Source organism: Evansella tamaricis (assembly GCF_019042215.1).
Classification (GTDB): domain Bacteria; phylum Bacillota; class Bacilli; order Bacillales; family Salisediminibacteriaceae; genus Evansella; species Evansella tamaricis.
The window spans coordinates 25,969-42,040 of the sequence record NZ_JAHQCS010000113.1 but is presented as its reverse complement, the minus strand read 5'-3'; the positions used below and the strand labels follow the sequence as shown (position 1 = coordinate 42,040).

12 protein-coding genes are annotated in these 16,072 nt (G+C 37.3%); 3 read left to right on the top strand and 9 right to left on the bottom strand.

Translation table 11 applies throughout. The features are described from left to right. Nucleotides 1-163 precede the first annotated feature (163 nt). Entirely contained in the window at nt 164-649 is a 486-nt protein-coding gene (locus tag KS419_RS14260) for a BsuPI-related putative proteinase inhibitor (RefSeq protein WP_217067066.1), read from the bottom strand. A 466-nt stretch (nt 650-1,115) separates the two neighbouring features. On the opposite strand from KS419_RS14260, the gene KS419_RS14255 reads away from it, so the two are divergent. After that, nucleotides 1,116-2,012: an AEC family transporter gene (locus tag KS419_RS14255; RefSeq protein ID WP_217067065.1), complete on the top strand. Its 897-nt coding sequence runs from the start codon at nt 1,116-1,118 to the stop codon at nt 2,010-2,012. 279 nt (nt 2,013-2,291) lie between these two features. Here the strand turns inward: KS419_RS14255 and KS419_RS14250 are convergent, their stop codons facing one another. The 7 genes from KS419_RS14250 to KS419_RS14220 all read right to left on the bottom strand — a co-directional run bounded on the left by KS419_RS14250 (nt 2,292) and on the right by KS419_RS14220 (nt 12,444). Then, nucleotides 2,292-5,465, bottom strand: a complete 3,174-nt coding sequence (locus KS419_RS14250; RefSeq protein WP_217067064.1) for a hypothetical protein — start codon at nt 5,463-5,465, stop codon at nt 2,292-2,294. Nucleotides 5,466-5,666: 201 nt separating this feature from the next. Then, nucleotides 5,667-6,668: a LacI family DNA-binding transcriptional regulator gene (locus KS419_RS14245; RefSeq protein ID WP_217067063.1), complete on the bottom strand. Its 1,002-nt coding sequence runs from the start codon at nt 6,666-6,668 to the stop codon at nt 5,667-5,669. Between the two features lie 72 nt (nt 6,669-6,740). Further along, a complete protein-coding gene (locus KS419_RS14240) occupies nt 6,741-7,352 on the bottom strand; it encodes a YesL family protein (RefSeq protein ID WP_343215068.1) in 612 nt (203 codons plus the stop codon). Between the two features lie 154 nt (nt 7,353-7,506). Then, nucleotides 7,507-8,361 carry a carbohydrate ABC transporter permease gene (locus KS419_RS14235; RefSeq protein ID WP_217067061.1) on the bottom strand — a complete coding sequence of 285 codons (855 nt, stop codon included), beginning with the start codon at nt 8,359-8,361 and terminating at the stop codon, nt 7,507-7,509. Between the two features lie 11 nt (nt 8,362-8,372). Then, entirely contained in the window at nt 8,373-9,290 is a 918-nt protein-coding gene (locus tag KS419_RS14230; RefSeq protein WP_217067060.1) for a carbohydrate ABC transporter permease, read from the bottom strand. A 218-nt stretch (nt 9,291-9,508) separates the two neighbouring features. Next, nucleotides 9,509-10,819, bottom strand: coding sequence for an extracellular solute-binding protein (locus tag KS419_RS14225; RefSeq protein WP_217067059.1), 1,311 nt, complete (start codon nt 10,817-10,819; stop codon nt 9,509-9,511). Nucleotides 10,820-11,100: 281 nt separating this feature from the next. Next, entirely contained in the window at nt 11,101-12,444 is a 1,344-nt protein-coding gene (locus tag KS419_RS14220; RefSeq protein ID WP_217067058.1) for a GH1 family beta-glucosidase, read from the bottom strand. Nucleotides 12,445-12,851: 407 nt separating this feature from the next. On the opposite strand from KS419_RS14220, the gene KS419_RS14215 reads away from it, so the two are divergent. After that, a complete protein-coding gene (locus tag KS419_RS14215; RefSeq protein WP_217067057.1) occupies nt 12,852-13,052 on the top strand; it encodes an alpha/beta-type small acid-soluble spore protein in 201 nt (66 codons plus the stop codon). 100 nt (nt 13,053-13,152) lie between these two features. Here the strand turns inward: KS419_RS14215 and KS419_RS14210 are convergent, their stop codons facing one another. Further along, a complete protein-coding gene (locus KS419_RS14210; protein WP_281419811.1) occupies nt 13,153-14,694 on the bottom strand; it encodes a malate:quinone oxidoreductase in 1,542 nt (513 codons plus the stop codon). Between the two features lie 292 nt (nt 14,695-14,986). Between KS419_RS14210 and KS419_RS14205 the strand changes: the two genes are divergently transcribed. After that, a complete protein-coding gene (locus KS419_RS14205; protein WP_217067055.1) occupies nt 14,987-15,925 on the top strand; it encodes a D-alanyl-D-alanine carboxypeptidase family protein in 939 nt (312 codons plus the stop codon). Nucleotides 15,926-16,072: the final 147 nt, after the last annotated feature.

The window sequence follows — 16,072 nt, the reverse complement described above, 5'->3', positions numbered from 1 at the left end:
TACAAATAAAAGGAACTGAAAAAGTGGTTTTAAACTTTTTCAGTTGCTTCTTAATCGCTGCGGGGCACTTCGGAAGTGACAACCGAAGTCAAAGACCGGACTTCTAGTTGTCATTCCTCCACTGCCCTACGCTCGTGTTCATAGGCGCTTGCGCTTTTCTTATTTATTCTACTGTAAAGTCACTTGTTGCTTCGAATTTTTTGCCTTCCATTGGTGTCATCCACGCTGTTAACACATAATCCTCCGGTTCAAGAGATAATTCATTTAGGTCAATGTCATAAATGAGTTCCTCTCCTGGCCCTATCACTTCTTCCCCTATCTCTTGAATAAACATGGCAACACTGGAAAACAGATATATTTCTTCCCCATCTTGTGTCTCTACAGAATAATCAAAACGCTGACCACTGGAAAATTCAAGTGTTATTTCGTTTTCTGTTTGATTTTTTACAATGTACTGAAATAGAAGGGTTCCATTCTCTGTGATCGCAGGTACCATTTCACCTGCTGCAACCCCTCCCCCATCCGTTTGAGAATCTCCATTGTCATTGTTACCCCCGCTACCTGTGGAAACATCATCTCCGTCCTGAGTACCGGTGCCACACGCTGTCAAAAATAATGCTGTTATAAAAAGTACTACTAATTTTTTCATCTTTTTGCCTCCCTTTTTCATAAATTTTCCGTTATATCTTATAGTCGTACTTATCATCGGTTTTGTTACACATTCTCTATATTATTAATAACACTCCAAACTCCATCTCCTGTTCCATATAAAAATCAGTCTTTAGGATGAGAGGAAACCAATCTTCGGGATGTATAACAAACACCTACTAGCCAGTAAAATAAGAGTATAGAAAAAACGGGGAGGTCATTGAAAGATGAATATGTTAGTGATTTTAATAACCGAAAGACTTAAAACTGATTTAGAAAAAGAATTTAAAACAAAAAGACAAATCCAACAACATAAAAATAAAATGTACCAACACCAGCGAATCCGATTTTTTTAATGAAAGCCCATTGCAGTGGGCTTTTTTTGTTTTTTACTTTAATAGTTCACTGACATAGTACTTCAGATAGTGGTATGATAATGCTATTGATTATCATGGTGGTGATGTGTTTTGTCGATTTTTCTTAATGTTGTATTACCAGTACTCCTCGTTTTTTTCGCGGGATATATTATACAGATTTGGAAGAAGGTTGATATTAAACCTATTTCAACCCTTGCTATTTATGTGATGACTCCGGCCCTTGTGTTTCGGACTTTTTATCAAGCAGAATTAAATATTCAATACCTTTATATGACCATATTTGGTCTGCTTCTTTTATTTATGTTGATTCTTATAAACAAAGCTTACGCTTGGATAAGGAAATATCCAACTAGAGTGGAAAGCGGGTTAATCCTTTCCACCGCATTTATGAACTCTGGAAATTACGGTGCCCCGATCATTCTTTTTGCCTACGGGGAAGTTGGATTTGCCTATGCCATTATTTTTATGGTGCTTCAAGCAATCATCATGAATTTTTTTGGGGTATATTACGCTGCCAAAGGACTCGAAGGAATTAAGACTTCTATAAAGTTGGTTTTTATGATGCCCGCAACCTATGCGGTCATTATTGCACTGATTTTCAAAGGAACAGGTTTACGTTTTCCTTCCAATTTAATGTCTCCTCTTGATATTATCGCAGAAGCTACCATACCTACTGTTATGCTTATCCTTGGCATGCAATTGGCCAATATTAAATGGGGAAATTTTGAATGGGGAAAATTAACATATGGGGTCATGGTTCGTCTCGTCCTTTCTCCTATGGTTGCGTTCGTAATTACTCTATTATTTCCAATGGATCCGTTAATGGCTAAAGTCCTAATCGTCCTCTCTGCAACGCCTTCAGCAGCGACCATTGTCATGTACGCCATTGAATTTAATTCAGAACCAAAACTGGTTTCGAGTATCACCTTGATTTCCACTCTAATCAGCATATTTACGATCACATTATTACTGGCGATTTTAGGATAATAGCCTGATTAAAAATAGAAAAGCATAAGTGCATGAATCATCAGCATAGGGGAGCACTTCCTCCTCTACAAGCATGAGGGCAAAACGCCACTTCCTGTTGTTTGACACAACCACTAGTCGAAGCATGGTCAGCATCACTCCCGTGCTGGCTACGAAATTGCCCATGGGGACTTGATTTAGAAAATATTGAGAGAACTTATACTTCATCTGTAAAAAAAGGGAATCCCCCATTTTTCCCTATGGTGGATTCCCATCAACTTTAACTTCATTCACGAAAATTTACGCTAATATTATCCTCATTTCCTTCATTTCACCACTTCTAATGGCTTCCGCAATTTCTCCAGTTAATTGGGAGTAATCCGTTTCTTTTTTCTTCCCATTGGAATAAATCAGTTCCACAGTGGATGGGGTTACTGCCCCTTCCCCATAAGTATTTACCTTAGAAGTGTTAACGTAAGTTACTTCAGTACTACCCAAGAAAGTGAAAGTAACTTTTCCTGACTCATCAAACATCCAGCCTGGTAGGGTCGGGGAAATTTGACAAGTTAATTCCCCGTTTCGTACGATAAAAGGATTCTTCCCTGCCATCATCACAACCCACATATTTAAAAATTCGATGGTTGATCCACTTAATCGGGAAACAAAGCCCCGACCATGTAATTCTGGATTTGGATTAGCACTACTGGCAATGAAAGACGAGTTTTCCAAAGTACTTCTTCCGTAAATCTTTGGATCTAAAAACGGAATGAGCGCCTTTTGTATGTCGGAAAAAAACTCTTCTGTTAGTCCAACTTTTAATAATTCCAACAAATATTTATATTCCATATGAAGGAAGACAGATTCGTTTTCCAACCAGCCTGGCGTAAAGGATTTCGCACGACCTAATTCTAGAGGTTCATCATGTATACTCATCGATGTTTTATACATATTAAGCTTACTGTCATAAATATTTGACTTTTTTACTCTCTCATAAAGTTCTTTTGCAGTAGATAAATCGGTTGTTACTTTTAACTGTTTTACGATACCCTCTAAGAATGGGGTAACAGCTTTTGGCGCTAGTTGCAACTCCTCTAGGTTTAACTCCCCATCTTTCATTTCCTCTTTTGCCTCAAAGTAGAAATAAGTTGGTACTAATTCTTCTCCGTAATTTTGAACCTGTTCTATCCCATTATTCACCCGCTCTTGAAACAAAAGGAGAAAGTTCCTCACTTCATCCAAGGAGTATGTCTTCTCTTCTCCAGTAATTCCCTTGTAAATTTTTTCGCGGTACCTTTCCCGGAGCGCGGTAACTTGGTTCCAATAGCGCCATTCACTGGCCTCATTTTTGTATGAAACATTACTCATCACATGGGTGACCTCTTCCAGAAATTCAGCAGCCTCTACAGGAATCGTCACCATACCACCTTTTTTCACACGGAGAAGTTGCTCGATTAACCGACTTAATTCAAACAACTCTGACGTACTGGCACCAAGCATTCCAGGTAATCCATTTAAGGAGTCATTCCAACCTGGTTTATCCCCTTCCATTTCAATACCAAGACCTAATGGCGCTACAGTTGATACTTTCACTAAAGAAAGGAGGAACAACTTGGAATACAAATTGGTTCGGTAGATTTCTCCTTGACCGTAATTTTTGCGGATCCAAAGGACGCCATCGTTTTTTTCTGCTTCCGCTACTTTCTCTTTCCTTTTTTCGATCGCATGATATTGGCGAATCTGTCCATTCTTTACAAAATATTTATCCTTTCGCCCCTTTACCATAACTGGGCTTTCGAAGTATCTATACTTTGGAGTGAAATAAAGATCTTCCACCTTATCTGGATATATTGCTAAATAACTATCTACTAAATCTAAGTTATATGTCCAATGATCCATCCAGTAACCTTCTCCGAATTCCCCTTGAAAAGATTCCTCTGACTGGACTAGTACATCAGTTAGAAATTCCTCAAACGAAGTTCTAAGTTGAATATTCCTATCCTCCAAGAAGTGCTTCAACTCCCCTGGTGTAAAGCTTTTATTTAAAAAACTCCGAACCTTCTCTTCTCCTTCTATTAGATGATGAGACAGATTTAATATGCTTCTTTCTTGTACTGCAAAACGGACACCTTTTACTACCAATGGATTATAGCCATCTAATTGGATGAAATCCATGAACATATTTATATTAAAGTCTCCCACTTTAGGTTCAAAAAAGATATCACAACGGCGATTTTGATTAATGTCACGATAGTTCCCGTTTCCTTGTGAATAATACGTTGGACTGATGGAAAAGAAGTTATAATCTCTCTCTAAATCACCGTGCTTCCTTGAGAACAAGTAAAACAGCTTATTTTTTCCATCCTTTTCAAATGTAATTGGAAATCCACCTCTTAAACCATTATCAAGATAACATTGGCGGGTATATGCATCAAACGTCGCTTGTCCCGTCCGGGTGCTCACTACTTTTGTAATATCTTCCGTAATAGTTTTTGCCTTTTCCATCAAGGATCGTAATTTCGTGACAGTGATTTGAGTTACATATGTATGAATCGTCTCTATCCGATTGGCATGTCCTATTACCGTAAATAGTTCTACCTCTTCACCACCATCAAGTTCTATTGTGACGGGAGAGAAGCCCGAGGATATTTTGTTCGTTGTTTGTTGAGGCTCTTCCAATAGTTCGAAGAGACTTTTTTCCAAGAAAATATCCGGCACTTGCAATGTTGTATCTGACCCGAATATAATATCCCTGTCAATAATCGGTTGGAGGTGCGTCACTTCACCACGAAAACTAGAATAACTCAAGTAAAAATTACCTTGCTGTATCTCCTTCACTTCTGAGGAATCTTCAATACTCCCTCGGAGACGATAAAAGGGGATATTCGAATCTAAGTTGGTTACATCAAACCAGCTTTTAATTGTATTCCCCAGCTCCTTATAGGCAGCGTTAGGAACTCCACTTGGGAAAACACTAGGTAACCCGTCCAATAGTTCAATCTGTTTCGCTTCTTCTGAAAGGTTTTTCACCGTTACATGTCGAACTAGTCCCGCAATTGGGGAGTCAGGTAAAATAACATACTCCACTTTCATATGTAATTGTAATTCCCTATTTTCATATTCTAGTTCGAGCATATTTTCAGAAATGCTCATCTTTTCCGTCACGTATTTTAAGTTCTTCTCCCTTTGGGAAAATGGCTCCACGTATGTGGTTTTATCTCCTTGTGTAATCTTAATGAAAGTACGGAATCCTTGAACAGCTACATTTTGATACGATTTATCTGCTGGTAAAAATTCCATGATGGCATGATTCTTGTCTTGCACACCAAAACTGGCTATTCCTTGTCCTCGACTGACATAAAACGCCCACATTGGAATTCCGTTAACTCCTGCAATTCCTGGTAAAAAACTAGAAAATGGTTTTAAGTTTTGATAATTTTCAATTTCAAATTTCTGATCCTGTTTCAATGTGTACATAGATTTTCCCTCCTAAACTTAATCCTATATTACTTGTACAAGGCTTCAAGGATGCTACACAGTTAGTATTAACTGCCTGAAGTAATCCGAGCCAGTAGGTGATGGAGCTAGACAAAGGTAAGAAAACTAATATGCTGAACTTTAAACAATAAATATTTATACTCTACCTTCTCTTATCTTTTCCAAAAATAAAGACCAATACTATATTGGTCTGCAGGATTTTCGCTCTATTAACTTCACAGGTATTTTAACAGCCAAAGACTGTTTCTCTTTATCATTTATTTGGTCCAATAATAGGTTTGCAGCTGTTTTTCCTAAAATAGAAGTTTCCTGACGGATGGTAGTCAATGCAGGTTCGGTGTATTGGATCATTTTAATATCATCGAAACCAATAACGGAGATGTCGTCCGGTACATTTAGACCATGATCTCGAATTTCAGCAATTGCCCCTAATGCCATTAAATCACCTGCAACAAAAACAGCTGTAGGTTTTTCATCTTGTAACAGAAGTTTCCTCATCGCAGCCCTTCCACCTTCATAGGAGAAGTATCCACCGTCAGCAATAAAACCATCAGAAATCGACAGTTTATGTTTTTGCATTGCACGAATAAAACCTTCCAACCTTGTGACACCTGGGAAAAGTTCTTGGTCACCTGATATATGAGCAATTTTACGATGACCCAATGAATACAAATGATTAACGGCAAGTTCACACCCGTATTCATTATCACTATATACGACACATGTTTCCCTACTGTCAAAATCAATCACTACTGAAGGGATAGTAGAACGAATTAATCTCTCCACATGGCTGTCCTTCAATGCGGAACAAACAATGACAACCCCATCGACACCTCGATATTGGAAATGATCTAAATAGGTTTTCATATCATTTCCTATTTTATTTGAAGCAAAGAGCAAATCATAACCACTTTTCTCCATACTATTTTTAAAACTTTCAATGACAGCGTTAAAAAAAGGGTGTTCCATACCTAACTGTTCCACATAAACAACACCGATTGACCAGGACTTTTTCGTCGTTAAACTTCTCGCACTGGAGCTAGGATAATAATCCATTTCATTTACTGCATCTAATATTTTCTTCCTTGTTTTCGCACCAACATCTGAATAATTGTTTAAAACTTTTGACACAGTTGTGATGGAAAAACCCGTTTTTTTAGCAATGTCATATATTGTTGTCATCTTATATCCCCTTTTCAGTTAGGGCACATGCCACCGTATAAGAAATCCTTTTCTATAAAACAGATAAACTATTTAAACAGCACCTAGTTTTTTGAATGTAGAATAATTTATACTCATTAACACAAAAGCAAACACACTAACACCAATAACGACAAAAATAGTAGGATGATTAATGGCAATGATAAAGTAAGCAACAAGCCAAATAAGCTGAAATAGAGTATTAATTGGCTTTAAAAAGACTAACCCTGCTGCTACTTTTATATATTGAAAAATTTTATATTCGAAATGGGCAATGACAGAAAATAAATTTACAAATGTCATCAATAATATAGTACCAAATCCTGCTATAATAATATAGATATAAATTTGAATAGATTCGTCATAATAGTAGGAAACAAACGAAAAGTTGACATAAATGATATAAAACAAAATCATAAATAATACCCCAAGTATATTCGATCGCACAAATTCTCCTTTGTAATACTTCAGATATCTGGAGAATAGAGAAGTATCTAAATCTCCCCGTAGCCAGTCCCTAACTATAGAGAACAGGGCAACAGTCGACGGCATAAATCCGAAAATTCCTAATCCCACTAGAAAAAAAATGAGCCAAAGAATATTCAGTGCCACAAATTTATAAATCACTTCAGCGATTTGGATAATAATTTTTCCCAATGTAAGCACCTCAAATTGGTTATTAAAGTAAGGAACGCCCTGCTAATACGGATTAGCCAATTGGCAATCATCATTATTAACAAGGCGTCTCGTATTCATAACAAAAACGTTTAACGAATTTCTTTCATATCTAATAATTTTCCAAGCTAGATTTTGAAACGGATTAGCTCTTCACAGCACCTTCAGAAAGGGACTGAATGAACAAACGGTTGAATAACAGGAATACAATGATTAATGGTACTGTAGCCCAGAACGTTCCAGACATGATCATGCCGTAATCCATTTGCCTAGCATCATTTAGTGCCCGTAAAGCAACTTGAAGTGTATGCATGGTTGGGTCACGTAATACAACAAGTGGCCATAAGAAATCGTTCCACACATGCATAAATACAATAATACCTAGAGTTGCGAAGGCCGGAAGTATCATTGGTACAGAAATATTCCAATAGATCCTGAAATGGGAACATCCATCAATCCTGGCTGCTTCAATAATTTCATCGGGAACACTACTACTAATGTATTGTCGCATCCAAAATATTCCAAATGCATTAATTAAGCCCGGAACAATAATTGCCCTAAAATCATTTAACCAGCCTAAAGCTGTAATGATGTAGTATTGAGGAATCAATCCTAATTGAGGTGGAACCATCATCGTTACTAAGATTAAGGCAAATAAAATATTTTTTCCCTTAAAGTCCAATTTTGCAAAAGTATAACCTGCTAAGGAGCACAAGAATAAAGTACCCACCGTTACAGATGAGGCTACAATAAAGGAATTCCACATCGCACCGAAGAAATCTATGCTACTTAAGACTTTTTGAAAGTTCTCCACTAAATTTGCTCCTGGAGCAAACGGAGGGGGAACTTGGTTAATTTCTCTATTAAGTCTAGTGGCCATAACGAACATATAATAAAAAGGAAAAAGGGAAATTAAAGATCCCGATATTAAAAATAAATATACGAAAAACTTTTGATATGAGAATTTACTGCTACCGACTTCTTTGCTTTCTTTTGCCATGGGATCTCCTCCTAACCTATTTTCTTCGAACGACCGAGTCTGTTGGTGATCAATAAGTTAATTGCCGTTATGGCAATGATAATGAAAAACAAGACAATTGCTGCTGCTGAGGCAGTCCCGAAGGAGTTGTACACAAATGCATCTCTCCATAAGTATGCAACCATTGTAATCCCCTCTTCACGGAGACCTCTCCCTAAGAATATCAATGGCTCAGTGAACAATTGAAAACTTCCTATCGTTGCAGTAAATACAACGAACATTACAATTGGTTTTAACATTGGAAGTGTAATTAATCGAATTTGCTGTCCGACAGTGGCACCATCTATTTTTGCTGCTTCATAAAGTTCTTTTGGAATGCTCTGCATCCCTGCTAAGAAAATAATGGTGTTATAACCGACCCAACGCCAAAATACCATTGTTGCTATTGCAAACTTTACTGGCCAATACTCTGCGTTCCAGCGGATCGGGCCAATGTCAAAGGTGGATAGTATATAGTTAGCAAAACCAAAAGGCTGATTGTTAAATACAACCCCAAAGATAATTGCCACTGCTACAATCGAAGTAATATATGGCAAGAACACGAATGTTCTAAATGTGTTTCTATAACGGATAAGTGTTGAATTTAAAGCAAAAGCCAGTAATATTCCAATAAATATTTGTGGCAGTGTCCCCATTAAACCAATGATGAAAGTATTTAATATGGATGAGAAGAATACAGGATCAGTAAAGATTAATTCAAAGTTCCTGACTCCTATATAAGTCATTGGACTCAATCCATCCCAACGAAAAAACGATAAATAAAAACTAAACACCATTGGGAATAAGCCAAATATAGCAAATAAAATAAAGAATGGAGAAATAAATAAATAGGCAGATAACGCTGTTTTTTTCTTCTCTGATAATCCCCTTGCCTTTGTAGTGGTCTCCATTTTTGACCTCCTTCAGAAATTTATCCCGTATCGTTGTTAGTTAAGGCATGTCCAATCCCATATAATCTTGTTGACTTTCGAGAATGGCTCATTCTAAAACTTTTTTAATAAGCCATCCTCGAAAAGGTATGACTTTATTAGACCAACAAGATCAACAAATAATTAAAATGGCTTTGTAGAAGGGTATGACCAACTTGGGTCATACCCTCGAATATATGTTATTGACGCTCTAAAATTCTGTTAATTCTATCAAGCGCTGCTTCCCACTCAGATTCTGGATCTGCACCAGCAGAAAGATTATCTAAAGCCTCTTTCACTTCGTCATCTACTGGATAGAAGTTACGTCCTTTGTAGACTGTTTCTACTGCTTGAGCCGCTTCAGAGAAAACTTGAGCCGTAGCAATACCACCAAAATAGTCATCTTCATACTCTAAGAATTCTGGCATGTCATACACTGCTGGAGTGGATGGGAACAATCCATATCCTTCAAAAGCTTTCAGTTGTTGCTCTGGAGCTGTTAACCACTGAATAAATGCATATGCTTCTTCTGCATGTTCCGTTTCAGAAGGAATCGCTAAGTATGATCCTCCCCAGTTCCCTGCACCTTCAGGCATTGTTGTAATAGACCAAACGCCTTCTTCTGGCTCATTGTCTTTAATAACACCTTGCATCCAAGCTGGTGCTAGCATTGTTGCATAAGTACCGTCTCCCATGCCGCCAAACCATTCCGGCGTCCATAGTGGAATATCACCAACTAGATCTTGCTCAAACAATCCTGCCACATAATCAAATGCATCGCGAATTTGGTTATGTTCATCCATGATAAGATCTCCATCAGGATTAAAATATTGCTGAGTAGCTTGGTCACGTCTAGCGTTATATACTAACTCACCAGCATCCGTCATTAATTTCCCGGTGCTATCTTTAATTTGTCGACCAACTTCCTCAAAATCGTCCCAAGTTGCAACTAAATCTGACACTGCTTCCGGAGAAGAATCAAAACCAGCTTCTTCGAACACGTCTGTACGATAGAACATTACTGTTGGACCGATATCTGTTGGTAACCCAAATTGGAAATCACCTTCAGCGCTTCTTCCGTTATTCCAAACCCAATCAAGGAAATCCCCTTCCACATCAGATGCACCATAATCATAAAGGTTTTCAAAAGCCTGTGGTGCTGTTTTAAACCTTTCAATTTGTGCTTCTTCAATCATCGTAATGTCAGGAGCACCAGAACCTGCAGAAATAGATGTAAACAAGTTATCGTGCAAGTCATTCATATCACTATTTTGAAGATTAATACTTACATGTGGATTTTCAGCTACATATTCTTCAATTAACACATCATATCCAGTGTTACCAAATTCCCAAAATACAAGCTCGATATCACCTTCACCAATTTGTTCTTGTGTAGTGTCACCATCGGTACCAGTATCAGTATCAGTATCACCATCAGTTCCTCCGCCACATGCAGCTAGGAACACAACTGCTAAAAATGAAATAGCTATTAATTTAATGAATTTTGACATCTTTTTTATCCCCCTTATAGGTGTTTTGTAATGATTTAAAAATAATATCTGTTTTTCCGATTCCTCACCTCCTAAAAGTAATAAAGGCCTGTCCTCTGCAGGGATCCGGAATAATTACAGAATTGTTTCAGTGTTCTATATAATATACTTCCAACAAAATATGCAAATATGTGTGTGTTACATATTTTTTGCTAATTAAATCAACAAATTATTCAAGTTATAACATCAAAAGCGCTTTCGAGCCGAATGAATGCTATCACAATGAAGGAACGTCATTAGATTCACACTTCAAAGAAGTGGTTTTCAATCACTTGTTTATACCAATAGTAACTTTCTTTCTTCGTTCTTTCTAACGTTCTGTAATTAACATGAACTAATCCAAATCTCATTGTATACCCTTCTGCCCATTCAAAATTATCTAATAATGACCATGAAGTATACCCTTTAATGTTCACACCTGATTCCATACTGCGCTGAAGAGAGACTAAATGCTGTTGTAAATAGTTAATTCTACCTTCATCTTTAACGACACCGTTAATTGGTTCATCATTATAACAAGAACCGTTTTCAGTGATATATATGGGAATATTGCCGTATTGTTCACTAATGTATTTTAAGACTTTGTAGAACCCTTCAGGGTAGATATTCCAACCAATATCTGTTTTTAAATATCCTGTATCCACTCTTTCATGATCAAAGATACTTTTCCCTTCTGCATATCTGCCAACACTTCCGGTGTAATAGTTGATACCAATGAAATCTATTGGCTGTGAAATAACTTCCAGATCCCCATCTTGCATCTTCAATACTGCTCCATTTTTCTCGAAGATATCGATCATAAATTGTGGGTAGGATCCCTTAAATACAGGATCAAAGAACCATTCAATAAAAAATCCTCCCGCTCTTCGGCATGCATCAATATCTTCTTGATTATCACTATATGGTTCATTCCACTCCACATTTGGAGCATAACCAATCTGACCTTCCAGTCCTAACTCCCTAAACTTAATAACGGTCTTTCCATGTGCCACTAAAAGATGGTGTGACACATTAACGGCCAATTGAAGATCCTGGTATCCAGGGGCATGGGCACCAACATAATTAGATAAGAACGATACACACCAAGGTTCATTAAATGTAATCCAATGTTTTATTTTACCTTTGAACTCTTTAAACATTACTTCTGCATAGTTTACAAATGCGTCAATCGTCTCCCGGTTATCCCAACCACCTTTATCTTGTAAAGCTTGCGGTAAGTCCCAGTGGTATAAAGTACACATTGGTTCAATGCCATTTTCGATTAACGTATCAACAAATCTGTGGTAAAAATCTAACCCCTCTCGATTAACTTCACCAGTGCCCTCCGGAAAAATTCTTGGCCATGCCACAGAAAAACGGTAGAAATTAATACCAAGTTCTTTCATTAATTGAATATCTTCTTCATAACGATGGTAACTGTCACAAGCCACATCACCGTTATCCCCATTCACTATTTTACCTGGAGTTTTTGAAAACGTATCCCAAATGGAAGGCCCACGGCCACCTTCATTTACTGCTCCTTCTATTTGATATGAGGCAGTTGCAACTCCCCATTTCATGTCTTTCGGAAATTGAATAATCGCCACAGTAAAACCCCTTTCATTTTTATTCTTGTTTAGTTTTGGAATATTTACTAGTTTCATTACTTGTATATTATGGTAATTCCACTACAAAAGCGCTTTCGATTTTCCTTGCGAAAACTAAAACTATGTAATCTATCTATGTTTTAATAGATCTACTGTAAATGGATTAATATACAGAGGAATAAAGATATCTCTCCTGTTATTTTCTAGCAAGTTGTTCCGGTACCGCTTTCGGAAACCGCTTTCGAAGTTTATTATAAAATTGTTTTATTAAAATAGCAACAGATATGACGTGAAAAATTTGTGAACTTTTAAATTGGATTTATTTCCCTATCATAATTTTGATATTTCTTTAGAAACTATAGTTACAAAGTTACATTAAATACCAAAATTGAAAGGAGTTTTTTGTAATGGCACGATCAAACAATTCTAACCAATTATTAGTATCTGGATTTGAACAGGCAGTACAACAAATGAAACAGGAGATCGCTCAAGAATTCGGAGTAACTTTAGGTCCTGATACGACGTCACGTGCAAATGGTTCTGTTGGAGGAGAAATTACAAAACGCCTCGTGCAAATGGCAGAACAGCAAATGGGGGGACGAGCATAAAAGAAAGTTTATGAAAAGGCTGATCCCAAAGGGGGGCAGCCTTTTCATAATTCTTTTGTTATTTCTTATACATAGAGGAAGTATATTGCCAGAATGGCAATTATACCTCTTGTAATATAGGATCCTTGCTCTTCTTATTTTCTTGTCCTTCATCTTCAAAACCTAATGTCTTCGCAGTAGTATGGTGTATAAAACGCAATAGCTCACGGTTTTGCATTAAGGATGAACCATGAGATGGGACCATTTCTTTAATTTTCGATTCCCACTCTTTTCTATATTGCGGAAAGCATTTTTCAATCACCTCAAGCATCACTTGAACGGCAGTGGATGCTCCAGGGGATGCACCTAGCAATGCTGCTATTGATCCATCTTCAGCCGTGATTACTTCTGTACCAAATTGAAGGGTCCCTTTGCCCCCTTCCACCGTATCTTTAATCACCTGAACACGCTGACCCGCTACAACTAAGTCCCAATCTTCACTTTTGGCTTTTGGAATAAACTCCCGCAACTCTTCCATCCGCTGATCTTTATTTAACATCACTTGCTGAATCAAATATTTGGTTAAAGCCATCTCTTTCGCCCCTGCAGCTAACATGGTTAAGACATTATTCGGTTTGATGGAAGTCACTAAATCGAACATGGAACCTGTTTTTAAAAACTTAGGTGTAAATCCGGCGAACGGTCCAAATAACAGAGACTTTTTGTTATCAATATATCTAGTGTCAAGATGTGGAACAGACATTGGCGGAGCACCCACCTTTGCTTTTCCATACACTTTGGCGTGATGCTGCTCCACAACAAATGGATTATTACATACCATAAATAATCCACTTACCGGGAATCCCCCAATATGTTTGGATTCAGGTATACCTGTTTTTTGCAATAAATGTAGGCTGCCTCCTCCACCACCGATAAAGACGAATTTCGCAGTATGGCTTTCAATAGCACCACTTTCCAGATTCTTCACTTTCACTTCCCACAATCCATCACTTGTACGTTTCATATCTTTAACACTTTGATTGTAATGAACATGAACACCAGTATCGGTTAGATAATCAAACATCCTACGCGTTAAAGCACCAAAGTTCACATCCGTACCTGTGTCAATTTTCGTTGCAGCTATGGGGTCCTTTGATGTACGGCCTTCCATGATTAATGGAATCCATTCCTTTATACGATTCGGATCATCAGAAAACTCCATTCCTTGAAATAGGGGATTATTTGATAGCGCTTCAAACCGTTTCTTTAAAAATAAGACATTTTGATCTCCCTGAACAAAACTCATATGGGGCAGTTGTCTGATAAATTCCTGAGGATGATGCAACCGCTTGTGGTTAACTAAATAAGACCAAAACTGCATGGAAATTTGAAATTGCTCATTTATTGTTATCGCTTTACTAATATCGATAGATCCATCCGGTTTTTCGTTTGTGTAATTTAATTCACATAATGCTGCATGACCTGTTCCCGCATTATTCCATTCATTAGAACTTTCTTCCCCAGGTTTCCCGAGTTTTTCAAATACCGATATTTCCCAGTCAGGTACTAACTCCTTCAAAAGTGTACCTAAAGTTGCACTCATAATTCCTGCACCAATTAAGATAACATCTGTTTTCGTTTCGTTGCTGGTCATTTTTACCATCCTCACAACCCGATATTTTATTAAGTGTTTCAGTGTTTACTATAGTTAAAGTTTATCCGAAGCCACACTAGACTGATTTGCTCAATAATTAACTAACTTATAGTTTATCAGAATATTTAATAGATTAAAATATTTATTTACTATAATTATGTTGTTTGTATGTTTTTTCTCTTCCTATCATTTTATGGAATCTTAAGAAATTCTACTATGTTTCTTAAGATTACATTTATAAAGTCTTTAATCCATTTGTTTACAATGATACTACTACAAAATGGATTGGAGAAAAGAACTGATGCAAAAAATGATTAAAAAGACATTACTCCTAGTTTTCACATTTATCACTATTATCTTCGTCTTCTTAGGTTGGACTTCCCATTCCAATAAACCAAACATAGAGGCGACCGCAGCTGTCCTCATGGATGTTGAAACTGGTGAAGTCCTATTTGAAAAAAATAAGGACATCCCATACCCTGTGGCCAGCATGTCTAAAATGATGACGGAGTATATTATATTAGAAGAAATACATTATGGGAGACTTTCATGGGAGGATAAAGTAACTATTAGTAAAACGGCCGCACAAACCGGGGGCGTATCGATTCCCATTGAAAGTGGCGACCAACTAAGTCTACGAGATTTATTTATGGCAATGGCTGTTTCCTCCGCGAATAACGCCACAGTTTCACTGGCGGAGCACCTTTCTGGGAGTGAAGTAGAGTTTGTGAAGCTTATGAACAAGAAAGGGAAACAAATGGGATTATCAGACTATTCGTTATTCGTAAATGCAACCGGCCTAACAGAGGAATTTAACGGTAGTTATAATTCCATGTCCCCAATGGATGCTGCAAGGCTGGCAAGTCAGCTCGTAAACGATTACCCTGAAATTCTGGAATTCAGCAGCACATCTTTTGAACAGTTAGATTTTAATGACATTCCAGTACATACCACCAATTTAATGCTTTCTCCTGCATACCCCTTCTTTCATGTGGAAGGATTGGACGGTCTGAAAACAGGTTTTACAAATGAAGCAAATTACTGTTTTGCCGGTACCGCAGAGAAAGATGGAAAGAGGTTCATATCTGTCGTTATGGGTAGCCCCACAACGGATGAACGTTTTGTAGAGACGAAAAAATTATTTACTTTTGCGTTCCAAGATTCTTCCTCCCTAAAGGTCATTGCTCAAAAAATATTTTATCGTACAAAATCTATTTTTAGGCAAAGAGATGTGATTTAGAGAGTATCCGATTATGTGATAAAATTATTTAATCAATGAAACTAAGATAACATAATAATATAGATAATTCCGTCAGTAAAGAACCAGGAGAATCTACATGGATAAATGTAGATTCTCCTGTCGTATAGTATACAATCAAACGAAAGC

Coding starts and splice junctions, on each gene's coding strand:
- KS419_RS14260 (WP_217067066.1), bottom strand. CDS start 649: ATGAAAAAATTAGTAGTACTTTTTATAACAGCATTATTTTTGACAGCG.
- KS419_RS14250 (WP_217067064.1), bottom strand. CDS start 5,465: ATGTACACATTGAAACAGGATCAGAAATTTGAAATTGAAAATTATCAA.
- KS419_RS14245 (WP_217067063.1), bottom strand. CDS start 6,668: ATGACAACAATATATGACATTGCTAAAAAAACGGGTTTTTCCATCACA.
- KS419_RS14235 (WP_217067061.1), bottom strand. CDS start 8,361: ATGGCAAAAGAAAGCAAAGAAGTCGGTAGCAGTAAATTCTCATATCAA.
- KS419_RS14230 (WP_217067060.1), bottom strand. CDS start 9,290: ATGGAGACCACTACAAAGGCAAGGGGATTATCAGAGAAGAAAAAAACA.
- KS419_RS14225 (WP_217067059.1), bottom strand. CDS start 10,819: ATGTCAAAATTCATTAAATTAATAGCTATTTCATTTTTAGCAGTTGTG.
- KS419_RS14215 (WP_217067057.1), top strand. CDS start 12,852: ATGGCACGATCAAACAATTCTAACCAATTATTAGTATCTGGATTTGAA.
- KS419_RS14210 (WP_281419811.1), bottom strand. CDS start 14,694: ATGGTAAAAATGACCAGCAACGAAACGAAAACAGATGTTATCTTAATT.
- KS419_RS14205 (WP_217067055.1), top strand. CDS start 14,987: ATGCAAAAAATGATTAAAAAGACATTACTCCTAGTTTTCACATTTATC.